This window comes from Leptolyngbya sp. PL-A3 (assembly GCF_039962325.1).
Taxonomy (GTDB): Bacteria; Cyanobacteriota; Cyanobacteriia; order Elainellales; family Elainellaceae; genus Vacuolonema.
Genome location: NZ_JAMPLB010000025.1, coordinates 37,760 through 51,047, shown reverse-complemented (window position 1 = coordinate 51,047; position 13,288 = coordinate 37,760). Strand labels below are relative to the sequence as shown.

The window sequence follows — 13,288 nt, the reverse complement described above, 5'->3', positions numbered from 1 at the left end:
CGCCTTGATCCCTTACAGATTCTTCATTTTGGTTCAACTTGGTTGTGATGTTTGCGAGCCCAGACTTCGTCACCCTTTGCCAGGCCCAGATTGCGCTACTGACACAAGGGTTAGGGGCAGCGTTGAGTGTCGTCTACCTAACGGAAGAGGTAGCTGGAGATGCGACTGCAAATCTGGTACCAATTGCCGCCCATCCAGACACCATTTTTAGCCGTGATCCGGCCAGTGTCTTTTCCCTGCTTGCTCTAGATGCATCCGATGGCTTACATCCTCATCCCTCTCATAAGGGGGAGGCCATGGTATTTCCTCAAGTGGGGCAGCCTGTATTACCGGGTTCTCCCAATGGGAACGCACCGGAGGTGGAAGCCCAGGAGCAAACGTCTATTTTTGGCATGCCCTTACCCATGGCTCAGCGAATGATGGTGCCGCTCGTTCATGAAGGGGTTGTGTTGGGCTTGTTGGTGACGGCCCGCTCAGATCGTCCGTGGGGCGAAGTGGAACAGGATCAGATCGAACGGGTTGCCCGAACGTTGGCGATCGCCTGTGTCATGGATCGTCGTGCCGCCTGGAACGATCACAGCTTGCATCAGCTACAACAATTGCAAGCTCAGCAGCATGAACTCTTCGACAACCTGCTTCATCAGTTCCGAAACCCTCTGATGGCGTTGCGAACCTTTGGAAAAGTATTGCTGAAACGGCTTGCCCCTAATAACAAGAGTCGTGACCTGGCTGAGGGTATTGTTCGAGAAAGCGAACATTTACAAGACTTGCTCAAGCAATTTGAACAAGTGGTTGATCTGCAGCCCGTAGAACTTTTACCCGGTCAAGAGGAGAGCCATCCTCCAGAAAACTGGCGCAATAACCCAAAGGCCCTGGCCAGTTCTACTGGAGTACCGCTCTTACCGGGCGTCAATGCCCTGACCCCAGCACAACTGCAACCGATCGCCTGTGAGTTAACCGATATTTTGCAGCCCTTACTGAATTCGGCTCGGGCGATCGCCCAGGATCGTCGTCTCCAACTGCTCATCCTCATACCCGAAGGCGTGCCAGCCATTGAAGCCGATCCAGGAGCGTTGCGGGAAGCCTTCAACAACTTGATCGATAACGCTCTAAAATACACCCCATCTGGCGGGAAAGTCGAAGTTTTAGCAGGGTTGAGGCGTCAACGGAATGGAATTAACTTTCAGGGCCTTGCCATCATTGATAACGGTCCAGGAATTCCCCAAGGCGACCAAACCCGATTATTTGAGCGGCACTTTCGAGGTATCCAGGCAACCTCCGATATTCCTGGTACTGGCCTGGGTTTAGCCATTACCCATGACCTGATCCAGCGGATGCGAGGAGAAGTTGAAGCATTCAGTCCGGCGGGGGCCAGTGGGTTACTGCCCGACGAGGAGGATGGCGATCGCGGCACTGCATTTATTGTCTGGCTCCCAGAAGCTAGTCATTGAGCAAGACTGAGCCCCCTACTAAATGCTTGTGATGAGTGTGGCGTGTGAAACACACACTCAACAATTTACGAATCGCATGACGTAAAGAAAATGCGCCGTGCTTTGCACGACGCACTTCTTTTAGTTCTCGACAGAGTTGTGATTAGAGGTATTGCACAAAGCTTCCACCCAGATTGAAGCGAGTGGTGTTTTTGAGAACTCCAATCAGTTCATCACGCTGGGTTCCTGGCTTATCGAAGAAGATGCCTAGGTCCTGGTCACTAAAACCCGCTCCCAAACGTCTGACAAAATAATTATTCCGGTTTCCACTTAACTGAAGAACATCTTGTTGAGTATTGAATCCGGCAATCACGGCATAATCATTCAGGCCTGCGTTAGCTGCCCGCAGATCGTCGTAGTAGACGCGAGTTGCATCACCCAGAGCATAGGTATCCCGGTCCTGTCCTCCATTGAGGATGTCCCGTTCATTGAAACCAGGCCGAGTACTGGCAGAGCTGACGCCAACTAATAGGTCATCACCACTTTCACCCAGCAATACATCGGTTCCAACATTGCCATAAAGTTGGTCATTGCTAATACCACCATACAGGGTGTCGTTTCCAGCACCCCCGTTTAGGCTGTCATTACCGCCATCGCCGTAAACACTATCGTTGCCAATACCGCCGTATAGCTCGTCCTGATCATCTTCACCCTTGAGCAGGTCGTTTCCGGCGTCTCCCAGCAGCACGTCGTCATCATCACCGCCGTAGAGTTCGTCGTTATCATTGCCACCACGAATCAGGTCATCGCCATCTTCACCAGCAATGCGATCGCGCCCATTCTGGCCGTTCAAGCGATCAGCGTTACCGCCACCATAAACGGTGTCATTACCACTGCCACCGAGGACGTCATCGCGGCCACCCCCACCATAAATGGTGTCATCATCATCGCCACCATCCAGGTTGTCATCGCCATCATTGCCGTAGATTAGATCTTCGTCGTCATCACCGTAAATCTCATCTTCGCCACCACCGCCCTCTAGGCGATCGTCACCTTCATAGCCATAAATTAGATCATCGTTGGTGGTACCGATGATGCGATCGTTCAATGGAGTACCGTATCGAATTGCCATAGGAAAAATGCTACACGAGGGTATTTAGAAAACAAATGTTGCGTTTAGCTTTGAACAAGATCCTGCTCAAACTTCAAGCCCAGGTCGTTTTTGAATTTGGTATCGCTTCTTGCACCTTGGAATTAACAGAACTGTAGCATTCAGCCAAAAAGGCACAAATCCCGCCACAGTTCTATCCAATCGGGTGAAGCAACCGGGTGAAGTTAGTGTAGAAGTTGCTCGTTTCTGCGCCGCTTATTTGTTAGGACGCATCTTTAGAACGCAGGTTCCTGAAACCAAACTGAGGCCAACATTCACAAGTCAATACAGCGCCTTGCGCTTGAGTCAGACACGGTTGTTTTTGTGAGAGCCGCGCGGAGCGCGGCTCTCACAAAAACAACCAGGGTTTAAGCGGTTGAAAAACGCTGTACATCACAAGTCAATACAGCGCCTTGCGCTTGAGTCAGACACGGTTGTTTTTGTGAGAGCCGCGCGGAGCGCGGCTCTCACAAAAACAACCAGGTTTTAAGCGGTTGAAAAACGCTGTACTTCACAAGTCAATACTTAAGAGAGTGTTTTGAATTGGGTGTACGTTGCACCCTAGTATTAGGCTGCACTAATTTTCGCAGGGTAGACAGGGCAGACTCGGTCTGCCCTATCTACCCTGTCAGGATTCCTGTAGTGAACGACTAGAAAATGAAGGGGTTAAAAAACGCCTGAACCAGTGTGGAACTCCAATGGACCAGGAATAGTCAATAGTAACTAGGAGAATCTACCAGCTGGTATAGATTTAACAAGCGCATCAGGAGTCCCATGTCTCATTTGTTTTCAAGAAAACCCCTTGTGGTTGGGGTGTTGTTGGGAATAGGTTTAATCGCCTTGCCTGCGATCGCCCAATCAAATTTTGGTAGTGTTACCCTACAACGCGGGTTCAATGTGGCTCAAGGAACCATGCGTGGCAACACCGGAGGGCGTAACTCCCTGCCCGAAATGGTGACAGCCCGCGATCGCGACGGCAACCTCTGCCTGGGTTATGGCAGTTCAGTACCCGATCACATTTTGGTGCTGGATCAAAGTTTTGATACTCTGTCGCTTCAAGTTAATAGCGGTGGCAACGACACGGCCCTTGTTGTGCGTGGTCCCGGTGGTGTGCGTTGTGGGGACGATACCTCGCGCAGCAACCCCGATGATCGCCTTCAGGGGACTGACTGGGCAGCGGGAAGCTACGAGGTCTGGGTTGGAACCAGTGACCCCGGTGCTCGCCATAACTACACGCTAACGGTAGGTCAATGACCCTGGCTCCCTGGCGATCGCCCCTGGCCCACGCCCTCCACCGGAACCGCTCCCTGGTCTATGCCCGCTATTTGCAACTGGCAACGGTACGAGCGGATGGTCGTCCAGCGAACCGAACCGTTGTATTTCGAGGGTTTCGGGACGATACCAATCAGCTACGGTTTGTCACCGATGACCGCAGCGAAAAAGTCGAGCAGTTGCGCGATCGCCCCTGGGGAGAGGCCTGCTGGTACTTCCCTAAAACGCGAGAGCAGTTTCGTTTGAGCGGCCCTATTCAGGCGATCGGGGTAGATGCATCCGATGAGTCTCTGGTAGCCCTGCGACAGCGTTTGTGGCAGGAGCTATCAGATGCAGCCCGTAGCCAGTTTGGATGGCCTTATCCAGGCAAGGAACGTGCAGCCGATACTGATTTCGACGTAAGCCCTGACCCCATCAACCCCCTACCCTGCTTCGTCGTACTTCTGCTCGATCCCCACGTTGTTGACCATCTGGAGCTGCGCGGAACTCCGCAAAACCGGACACGCTACGAACAAATGGAAGAAGCCTGGAAAACGCAGTTTGTAAATCCTTAAGCCCAAACATGAAATAAGCGTGGCGGACATGCCACGTTTATTTCATGTTTGGGCTAAATTTAGGTTCTAATATTGTCTCGATATGAAGAGCGCCTACTGTTGTAACCTTCCTGGACGGTGTGTAGAACAGAAAGCATATTGAATCGGTATTAGCCTTGAATCAACTGGCCAATGATGACACCTAATGCTGGAACCCCCAGTATTAGCATCAAGCCAGCGGGCATAAACTTACGCGTTTTGAGCCATCGCATCATAAAGGCCAGCAACAAGACAACCGTCACCACAGCCGCAACAATCAGCCCCCAGGACTGCCCCTGAATTTGCAACAAGGCACTAATCAGTAACAAAGCACCACATCCACAGCCCGCTAAAAGCGAGATCTTACTCTTGGCCTGGGCATACCCGAGAACACCGCCCACAATAGCCAACACTCCATAGGCGATCGCCGCCACTACCCCCAGATTCATTGCTGTTATTTCCTCAACTTGTCTTCCGTCGTTACATTATCCGGCAGTAAACACAAAAGCCCAGATTTGCCACAAAACGTAAGCCAAGCCTCAGCCTTTTACTCCCCCATTCTCAGGCCCTACGCCCCTACCCTTGAGTTTCCTGCCCGCTCCCCTCTGTCCGCTCCTCTACCTGAGCAATGACAGGCACTTTCACGTCAGGCAGTTCTACAGGTTCGGTAACGGGTTCAGGCAGATTTTCAATGTCTGCAATCGTTTCCGGCACCAGCACAGTTCTGGTGTATCCACCTCCCAACAGCTTGATCAGCTGAGGTTTGGGATCGTGGTAGAGGTAGAGCAGGCGATCGCCCGCTTTACCATCCTCCAGATTAGACACCAGCAACAGTTGCGTGTCAGTTTGCAGCAGAACTGGAAGAATGCGGCCGTTATCAATCAGCGTTCGCAAATGTTTCAGTTGGCGAGGACGGTTGGCTTCACTCAGCGTCGTTTCGCCAAGACGAATTTCGCGATCGCTTAAATAGCGATTCCAGTTCTTTAATGGCAACTGCGGCAGAAAAGCCGCTTTAATTTTGGTAGAACCTTCGGCACCATCCGCATTCGCCGCAGAGTCACTGGGAAGCAGAGACAAAACCCGAGGTGGGTTGAACTCTTCAGCCGCCCGCTGGGCAATCACCTGGTTGATAGCCCCATTGGTTGTCGCAGCCAGGAAGGTTCCCTTGGTTTCTAATCCGGCCTGTTCCAACACCTCAGCGTCGAGGGCGCTGCTGGCGATCGTCATTAAACCCTGCCGTTCAGCGATGGCACATGCTTGCAGGTCTGTATCAATCAAAACAGCCGCCTCATTTCGCTCCTGAAACAAGCGAGCAATCAGATAACTGAGGGGATTGCAACCCACAATGACGATCCCAGTAGAACCCAATGCTGTAATACCCAGCAGTTGGGCGACCCAACGGGCCGTCAACCCCTGGAGAAATACCGTTGAGAGAATTGTGAGAAATACCAGGGCTTTAATCGCATCTCCCCCCGTGACACCCCGTTCTGTCAGCAGAATGGCGAACAGGGAAGCTACAGAAGCAGACACAATGCCTCGGGGTGCGACCCAGGCCAAGAAAAGCTTCTGCCGCCAACTCAATTCCTGATTGTTGAGTGTACAGAGCCAGATACTCAGGGGACGGACAATAAACATCAGCACAGCGACCGTGAGCAGCGCTCCCTGCCCCAGAGCGAACAAGCTGGCTAATGAGAGGTCTGCCGCTAACAGCACAAAGAGAACTGATACCGACAAGGTTGTCAGTTGTCCTTTAAACCGACGCAGGGGCCGTTCATCCGGGATTCCAGAAGCTCGTAGCACGACCCCGGCAACCACCGCTGTCATCAGCCCTGCTTCACTACGGATGAGCTGCGCGACGCCAAACAGCCCCCAAATTCCCGCCAGCACCACCAAATTCTTTAGGTCATCAGAGAGCGATCGGTTCAGCTTCAGCCCCTGCCCTAATGCCCAGCCACCCAGCGCTCCAATGCCGCCACCAATGCTCAGACGGACAAACAGGCCCCCCACAACCGATAGGGGATCGGTTTCGCCATTGAGAATCACATCCAGTACCACCACGGCCAGGATGGCTCCGACCGGGTCAATCAACACGCTTTCCCCCTCTAATAGTGCAGCAACAGGGGGTTGAACCTGCACTTGCTTGAGCAGGGGGGAAATGACGGTGGGGCCGGTGACAACCACCAGAGAACCAAAGAGAAAGGCGATCGCCCACGGGAACTCTCCCAACCAGTGGGCTGCCATCCCACCACCGACGAGGGTAATCAGCGTCCCAATCGTCACCAGATTACGCAAGCTACCCGACACCTGACTCAGCCGCCGCAGCTCAAGATTAAGGCCGCCTTCAAACAGAATCAGGGCTACGGAGAGAGCCACAATGACTTCCAGTCCGTTGCCTAATAGTTGCGGATGCACAATATCCAGGCCATCATTGCCCAGCAAAATGCCAAAAGACAGCAAAAAAACAATGCTGGGCACTTTGAAAAAGTCAGCGATGACCTGTGCGCCAATGCCGACCATGACCGCCACGATCATCTGCAACATCATGGCCAGGGCAGTGTTCATCGTACCTGGGTCGTCCAGCATGATCCTCGCAAACTATACATTGCTTATGGTATCGAACCTCAGCTCGGATTCAGGGAATTTTCGAAACCAACACGACTCCCAGCCCTTGCAAATTTCATGAATCCCAAAATCAGTGCTGTTCTAGACATGGGCTTGGTTGTTGCGCGAGAAGCTCTCAGCAACCAAGCACAGCAACCCATGAAACAAGACCTCAAGGCTCAGGCGGTATAGAACAGGCCTTCAGGATGACTGGGCAAGCCATAGTAATGTGCAAGGATTAGGGTAGATTTGAAAGGGGCATTCTGCCCTATGTTCTAGCTGTTCATCCTGGGCTGTTTGAATTTTGGGAATTGATCTCCGCAGTTACGTTTATCTTGACCGCTTACAGGCTCAACATGCCGCTTATTTGGGCACGGTAGCGCTGGGCTTTTTGCCGCTGCCAGGGGATGCCTCTCTCTGGGTCGAAGTTTCCCCAGGAGTCGAAATTAATCACCTGATGGATAAAGCCCTAAAAGCCGCCGTCGTGCGCCCAGGGGTACTGATTATCGAGCGGCTGTATGGTGTATTGGAAGTGCATTCCAGCAGCCAGGGAGAAGTTCATGCAGCCGGCCGCGCCATTTTGCAAGAATTGGGCATGACCCCCAGCGATTGCATTAAACCCCGAATTATTTCCAGCCAGGTCATTCGTAATATTGATCCCCACCATACGCAGCTGATCAACCGAAACCGGCGGGGACAAATGATTTTATCAGGCCAAACTCTCTACATTTTGGAAGTGGAGCCTGCAGCCTATGCAGCACTAGCTGCCAATGAAGCCGAAAAAGCCGCCCTGATCAATATTCTTCAGGTTTCAGCGGTGGGTACCTTTGGGCGGCTTTACCTGGGCGGTGAAGAACGCGACATTCTGGCCGCAGTACGGGCAGTAGAGGCCACTCTAAACAGTCTGGCAGGCCGTGATATTTGGAGTCCAGGCGGTCGTGCTGAATAAGCTCAGCCTCTAGCAATACGCCCTCAGACCAGGAAGTTTATTTTTGCAAAGGCTCACGGAGCAAGGCTTTGCAAAAATAAATTGGAGTGTCCTTAACCGCCAGAGGCAGAACGCCGCTTGCGAAACACGGGGGTCATAGTGATGCCCGTAATCAGGAGCGCGACCAGCCCAACCCCCAGAACTAACACGTATAACGGCCACAAAATTGAACCCAGATAGTAACCCTGGTGTAAGCGCAGCAGGAAGCCAATATCGCGGGGGGAAAGCCCCAACCAGCTTGTGCCAATGGCGTAGGCAACACCCGTGAGGGCGCTAATGGTTAAAGGTAAAAGCCCGATGATAGAGAGGATGCGGTGTAGCCAACGATGATCTCGACGTGGTTGAGCCTTAGATGCTTTTTTGGGAAGAAGCATAGACAGACCTGTGATAATCATGCCCACTAAACCCAGCCCCATCAGCAAGACATAAACAGGCATAAGGGGTTCACCTAGGAATTCCCCCTGATGCAGCACCATAAAGATATTGGCAACATTATCGGGAATATCCAATAGGTTGCTGCCAATGCGGTAGGCGACGCCCGTTAACGCTGCCAGCAAGAGCGGGAAGAAGACCAGCGGGGCCGCTTGACGATGGAGTTTGCGGAGATTCATATAACAGAGAGGGGAAGGGAAAGGGGGAGGGCGATCGCCCGATCAGATGGACCAAGAGTAACCTAACACTCCAAACTGACCTCATACCAAATCAATGTGAAGTTGCACAGAATGAGAGTGGCGGCGGGTACCCGCCGCCACTCTCATTCTGTGCAACTTCATGTAAAAACGACCTCACGTAAAAGCCCATTTTCGCAGCAGATTTGCATGAGTCTTGCTGAGCAAATCAAACTCAACAGTCTTGCCATACTTTTCGAAGATAGAACGGCGAGCAGTATCCAAATCAAACAGCAACTCCCGATCCTGGCTATCACGAATCACACTTTGAATCCACGTGACAACGGCTAAGCGAACCCCTTGGGTCACTTCGCTGACCTGATGCAATGTGGTAGAAGGATAAACAATGGCTGAACCGGCCGACAGCTTAAAGCATTGCTCCCCCAAGCTGCTATCCAAAATCAGCTCTCCCCCTGTGTAACTATCCGGTTCACTCAAAAATATCGTCATCGATACATCTGAGCGGGTCAGAGGAGCCTCACCCATCAGAGCATTATCGGTGTGAGAACCATAGGACATGCCTGGTTCATAGCGGCTAATGAGCGCAGGACGAATGATATGGGGCCGCACAGCCGCTTGAAACAGGGCATTACGTTTAAGCGCCTGATCGACTACGTCCCGAATGGTTCGGGTTGCCTGGGCTTGCCCAGATAATTGCTGATTATTTTTAACCGTACGCGCGTATTGCCCAGCAGTCAGTTTTCCGTCTATAAATTCTGCGTCGCTGAGGGTTTGGTGGATACTGTCCAATTCATCTGTTGTCAGTAAATTGTCAATGCAAATAATCATAAACTTCGGGCATGAGAAGGTGAGGCAAGATTAACGTTACAAGAATCTGTGTACAACCTAATGGTACATAGCTACCAAAAGCGAATTGGAACTCATATTTTTAGGACTTATGCATTCTTATGGTGTGCTTTGCACACCATAAGAATGCATAAGTCCTGATTCAATGATTTTCATTAAGGCAAAAAGAGTGGGACGGCACAATGTGCGTCCCATTCTATAAAAATGCCTCGGATATAAGTTCCAGCATTTAGGTCAGGCGATCGCTACATTAGCCTTCTCCACCCTCTCCCTCTTCGCCTCCCTCACTTTCTTCTGCCTCTTCCTGTTCTGTTTCTGCATCTTGGACATTGGGAGCGGTGGGAACAACAGTATCTTCCGCTTCTTCTTCACGTTCGTTAGCACCTAAGCAGGCTGTTAGAGTGCCTACTAAACCAAGGCTAAGAAACAATGCAACAGCTTTTGACTTCACGACTTAGGCTCCCGAGAATCACAAAATATCCAGACAGATCTTAAAGAACTCCTATGAAAAGCGCATGAAGCAAGCGGTAGATGTTTGGAGAAATTTAAATCCTCAAACTCTCTAAGAATCTATAGCAATGTCCAAGTGAGTTAAGTAAAGCAACAGTGGTGTGGGGCGCTCCGTGCCCCACACCACCGTACTTAATCAACGTGCACAGTGCTAGAGAGTCATTTTCTCGTGCACGAAGCGCACGAGAAAATGACTCTCTCAGGCAGCTTTAAAGCACGCCCTAGTGCCATTCAAGCTTGCTTGATAACCCCTAAACGGCTGCTTTAGGACGTTGCACAATCAACTCCGCCACTCGTCGTCGATCGGGGCTGACACCCACCAGGCGAATGTAGTCTTGCGGATACTCAGCCATGCAGGCTTTGAGCCCAGCGATCGCCACATCCAGCGTACTCTCAAAGCTGCCGTAACATTGCCACGACCCAATGCGGAACCGTCGCTCATTCACATGCTCAATTCCGACTCGATGGTTAGTATTCAGGAGGCGTTCGAGTTCAGCGATCGCCTCTGCAGGAATAGCATCGTTGGAACCGTTGTGATCGGTAGAGGGATAATGGGCTATCGGTTTTGGGGGGCTGGCAGGAGCACTATTCCTTTCCTCAATCGGCCGCTTTTTGCCATCTACCGCCTGCTTATCTGCGACCGATCCCTGGCCGTCTGCCCGCTGCCCGCCGCCATCCATCCGAGGCTGAAGTGCAGAGTGATACTCCTCAACCAGCCGCAACTCCCGAATCCGCTCTTGCTCGCGCACCATGCGTCGACCAATTTCAATAAGATGAGGCAGGCTGAAGTCGGGCCGATGAAACTCAGTAGGTTTGCCGTCACTGTGAACGACTTTTTGGGAAATGTGTTCAAGACCAATGGTTTGAATCAGGTTACGAACCTGTTCATCGTAAAGTTGCGCTCGCAATGCACTAAAGAAATCAATTGCCTGATTCGGAAAGGTATCCACCAGGGTTTCCACCTCACCAGGGCTGAGATCCTTGTCGAAGATGCCTCCGATGATGCCAAGGCGATCGCTCCGATCCGGATCCCAGAAAAACTTCTCCATCCGCCCATCACGAACCAGGGGCGCATACAGCGTCGAAAAGTCGTTCCCCGTCAAAATAATGGGAATACGCTGCACAGGTTCGGCATCATAACTGCCAGGAAGCTGCACATTCGTAGGGTTATCCGCAATATTCATCAACGTGGCGTTCACCAGCTGAGTGTTGACCGTGTACTGCGTCTGAGAATCAACCCGACCAATCCCCGCATCCACGTCATTGATCATCAGAACCGCCATGCGACCCCGCACCTTTACCAGTTCTGCCGCTTCGCGATAGCGCAGACGGATCAGGCGCGCCGGATCACCCGCATCGGGGCTTTCCAACTCCCCCGCTGAGACATGAATGGCTTCTATACCCATGCGTTCGTATACCAACTCGCACATGAAGGTTTTGCCCTCCCCCTTGCGCCCATGCACACCCAAAATCAATGGCACTCGCACGCCAGGTAACTTCAGATAGTTTTTGGTGATATGAACGGATAGTTTTTCAAGAAAGTGAGGCGAAATATAGTAGCTCATGACGAAGGCCGTTTTTCTTTGGGATGCGGAATTTCAGACTGTTATTCCTGATACCGAAAGCCTACCGTACCGCAGATCCCTACCGCTTAGCAAGGGGCAGAAAACTGCCAAAAGGTAGATGAAATCGAGTATTCAGATTTGCACTATTTATCAAACTAATTGGGTTTGCTACACTACGTTCTGCTGAACAAGAAGATGAACTGGAATGCCGAACTATAAGCTTGGCGTTCCAGTTCTAGCTATCTGGATGGGGTGAAGGGGGGCACTTCGTGTCCCTTTCACCCCATCCACAAGTTTGTAAATATGCCCAACCTGTTAAAGATGCATGAGTTAGGCTTGGGCGATCGCCATCTCAGGACCCACTAATGAAACATAAGGCTCAACAAAGTAACGATTAGCGACCTCCTGTACATCCTCAGCAGTGACGGCCGAGAAGGCTACTTGGAATCGCTGATCGAAGTCAATTCCCGCTCCCAAAATTTCGTACCAACCATAGACTTGAGCAATCTGAGCATTGGTTTGTTTACCCAGAGCGTATTGGCCCAAATATTTGTTCTTCGCTACTTCCAGCTCCTCAGAAGTGAGGGGGTTATCACGCAGGTAGTTAATCTCGCGCTGCAAGCCTTCTAGAGCGATCGCCGCATTACTAGGGGCCGTACCAATGTAAGCGATGAACTGAGAGGTCGAAATGCGCGTCGGGAAGATCGTCGAAACGTCATAGGCCAATCCCTGCTTTTCCCGTAGCTCCACAAACAGGCGGCTGGAAAGCCCGTTACCCAGATAAGTGTTAATTAATCGCAGACTGGTATAGTCCGGATTATGGATGGATGGCGCTAGATAGCCCAGCATTACAATTGCCTGCTGTGTATCCTGAGCCGTCTTAACAACCTGGGGTTGAGGTTGAAGCTCAGGTAAACCGTCAGCCGTAGGAGCCGCTCCACCCTCAGGATTAACCCAGTCGCCAAAGGTTTGCTCTACCAGGGCGATCGCCTGCTCAGGGGTAATCCGTCCGGCAATGCTAATTACAATGTTGTCGGGGCGGAAGTAAGTTTGGTGATAGCGTTGCAGGTCACCCCGTTGCAGGGTCGTGATGCTCTCTTCCGTACCCATGGAGGAGAGTGCGTAGGGGTGGTTACGATACATCGCCTGGCGCAGTTGCTTCTGAGCCACATTGAAGGGTTGCTCCTGCATGGAACGCAATCCCTGCAAAGTGAGGCGACGCTCCAAATCAACCTCGGCCTCCGGGAAGGAGGGCGATCGCAACAACTCCGCTGCCAGAGCCAGCATTTCTGGAAAGTCGTAGGAGACCGTCTTCAGGCTCATGATGCTGTAATCAGTTGCAGAGTCAGCCCCTAGACTGGCCCCCACCGTTTCTACCCGCTCAGCAATCTCCATAGACGACAGGCGATCGGTACCCTTCGTCATTACAGCCGTCAGCAAGTGGGTGATCCCGGCTTGCTCAGGAGCCTCATAACGGGTACCCACACGCACAAAAATACGGGCGGCAATAATATCAGCGCTGGGATTTTCCATCGCCAGCACCACCAGGCCATTGTTCAGAACGGTACGATGAACCTGAAGTTGGGGGCGATCGCCAGCAAGCGGTAAAGACATGGGCCTCTCGAAGAAAAAAGAACAATCCAGACAAAAATTGCAGAAGGCAGGGAAGCCTTTACAGCCACCCTACCTAAAGCTTACCGTCGAGTTTTGAAGTCGGTATAAGCA

12 protein-coding genes are annotated in these 13,288 nt (G+C 51.8%); 4 read left to right on the top strand and 8 right to left on the bottom strand.

Going from position 1 to position 13,288, the window contains the following annotated elements:
- Window positions 1–47: 47 nt before the first annotated feature.
- A complete protein-coding gene (locus NDI52_RS18820; RefSeq protein WP_190772246.1) occupies window positions 48–1,451 on the top strand; it encodes a HAMP domain-containing sensor histidine kinase in 1,404 nt (467 codons plus the stop codon).
- A 142-nt stretch (window positions 1,452–1,593) separates the two neighbouring features.
- Here NDI52_RS18820 and NDI52_RS18815 read toward each other — a convergent pair whose 3' ends face one another.
- On the bottom strand, window positions 1,594–2,562 hold the full coding sequence (locus NDI52_RS18815) for a calcium-binding protein (RefSeq protein WP_190772247.1): 969 nt from the start codon (window positions 2,560–2,562) through the stop codon (window positions 1,594–1,596).
- 792 nt (window positions 2,563–3,354) lie between these two features.
- Here NDI52_RS18815 and NDI52_RS18810 point away from each other — a divergent pair.
- Together NDI52_RS18810 and NDI52_RS18805 are read left to right on the top strand one after the other, a co-directional pair.
- Window positions 3,355–3,834: a hypothetical protein gene (locus tag NDI52_RS18810; protein ID WP_190772248.1), complete on the top strand. Its 480-nt coding sequence runs from the start codon at window positions 3,355–3,357 to the stop codon at window positions 3,832–3,834.
- Window positions 3,831–4,406 carry an Npun_F5749 family FMN-dependent PPOX-type flavoprotein gene (locus NDI52_RS18805; protein ID WP_190772249.1) on the top strand — a complete coding sequence of 192 codons (576 nt, stop codon included), beginning with the start codon at window positions 3,831–3,833 and terminating at the stop codon, window positions 4,404–4,406. Before NDI52_RS18810 ends, NDI52_RS18805 begins: the two co-directional genes overlap by 4 nt.
- 149 nt (window positions 4,407–4,555) lie before the next feature.
- Here the strand turns inward: NDI52_RS18805 and NDI52_RS18800 are convergent, their stop codons facing one another.
- Window positions 4,556–4,873 (bottom strand): TMEM14 family protein, encoded by a 318-nt coding sequence (locus NDI52_RS18800; RefSeq protein ID WP_190772250.1) that lies wholly within the window; start codon window positions 4,871–4,873, stop codon window positions 4,556–4,558.
- A 127-nt stretch (window positions 4,874–5,000) separates the two neighbouring features.
- Entirely contained in the window at window positions 5,001–7,007 is a 2,007-nt protein-coding gene (locus NDI52_RS18795; RefSeq protein ID WP_242035816.1) for a sodium:proton antiporter, read from the bottom strand.
- A 322-nt stretch (window positions 7,008–7,329) separates the two neighbouring features.
- On the opposite strand from NDI52_RS18795, the gene NDI52_RS18790 reads away from it, so the two are divergent.
- A complete protein-coding gene (locus tag NDI52_RS18790) occupies window positions 7,330–7,974 on the top strand; it encodes a hypothetical protein (protein WP_190772251.1) in 645 nt (214 codons plus the stop codon).
- 92 nt (window positions 7,975–8,066) lie between these two features.
- Here the strand turns inward: NDI52_RS18790 and NDI52_RS18785 are convergent, their stop codons facing one another.
- From NDI52_RS18785 to NDI52_RS18765, 5 genes are all read right to left on the bottom strand, one after another.
- Window positions 8,067–8,624 carry a PepSY-associated TM helix domain-containing protein gene (locus tag NDI52_RS18785; RefSeq protein WP_190772252.1) on the bottom strand — a complete coding sequence of 186 codons (558 nt, stop codon included), beginning with the start codon at window positions 8,622–8,624 and terminating at the stop codon, window positions 8,067–8,069.
- A gap of 174 nt (window positions 8,625–8,798) precedes the next feature.
- Window positions 8,799–9,470 (bottom strand): Fe2+-dependent dioxygenase, encoded by a 672-nt coding sequence (locus NDI52_RS18780; protein ID WP_190772253.1) that lies wholly within the window; start codon window positions 9,468–9,470, stop codon window positions 8,799–8,801.
- A 268-nt stretch (window positions 9,471–9,738) separates the two neighbouring features.
- Window positions 9,739–9,939 (bottom strand): hypothetical protein, encoded by a 201-nt coding sequence (locus tag NDI52_RS18775; protein WP_190772254.1) that lies wholly within the window; start codon window positions 9,937–9,939, stop codon window positions 9,739–9,741.
- A gap of 310 nt (window positions 9,940–10,249) precedes the next feature.
- A complete protein-coding gene (locus tag NDI52_RS18770; protein WP_190772255.1) occupies window positions 10,250–11,563 on the bottom strand; it encodes an AAA family ATPase in 1,314 nt (437 codons plus the stop codon).
- A 330-nt stretch (window positions 11,564–11,893) separates the two neighbouring features.
- Window positions 11,894–13,177 carry a pitrilysin family protein gene (locus NDI52_RS18765; RefSeq protein WP_190772256.1) on the bottom strand — a complete coding sequence of 428 codons (1,284 nt, stop codon included), beginning with the start codon at window positions 13,175–13,177 and terminating at the stop codon, window positions 11,894–11,896.
- Window positions 13,178–13,288 lie beyond the last annotated feature (111 nt).

What these genes read in the sequence shown, in the direction of transcription:
- NDI52_RS18820 (WP_190772246.1), top strand. Translation starts at nt 48, where the DNA reads ATGTTTGCGAGCCCAGACTTCGTCACCCTTTGCCAGGCCCAGATTGCG.
- NDI52_RS18815 (WP_190772247.1), bottom strand. Translation starts at nt 2,562, where the DNA reads ATGGCAATTCGATACGGTACTCCATTGAACGATCGCATCATCGGTACC.
- NDI52_RS18810 (WP_190772248.1), top strand. Translation starts at nt 3,355, where the DNA reads ATGTCTCATTTGTTTTCAAGAAAACCCCTTGTGGTTGGGGTGTTGTTG.
- NDI52_RS18805 (WP_190772249.1), top strand. Translation starts at nt 3,831, where the DNA reads ATGACCCTGGCTCCCTGGCGATCGCCCCTGGCCCACGCCCTCCACCGG.
- NDI52_RS18800 (WP_190772250.1), bottom strand. Translation starts at nt 4,873, where the DNA reads ATGAATCTGGGGGTAGTGGCGGCGATCGCCTATGGAGTGTTGGCTATT.
- NDI52_RS18795 (WP_242035816.1), bottom strand. Translation starts at nt 7,007, where the DNA reads ATGCTGGACGACCCAGGTACGATGAACACTGCCCTGGCCATGATGTTG.
- NDI52_RS18785 (WP_190772252.1), bottom strand. Translation starts at nt 8,624, where the DNA reads ATGAATCTCCGCAAACTCCATCGTCAAGCGGCCCCGCTGGTCTTCTTC.
- NDI52_RS18780 (WP_190772253.1), bottom strand. Translation starts at nt 9,470, where the DNA reads ATGATTATTTGCATTGACAATTTACTGACAACAGATGAATTGGACAGT.
- NDI52_RS18770 (WP_190772255.1), bottom strand. Translation starts at nt 11,563, where the DNA reads ATGAGCTACTATATTTCGCCTCACTTTCTTGAAAAACTATCCGTTCAT.
- NDI52_RS18765 (WP_190772256.1), bottom strand. Translation starts at nt 13,177, where the DNA reads ATGTCTTTACCGCTTGCTGGCGATCGCCCCCAACTTCAGGTTCATCGT.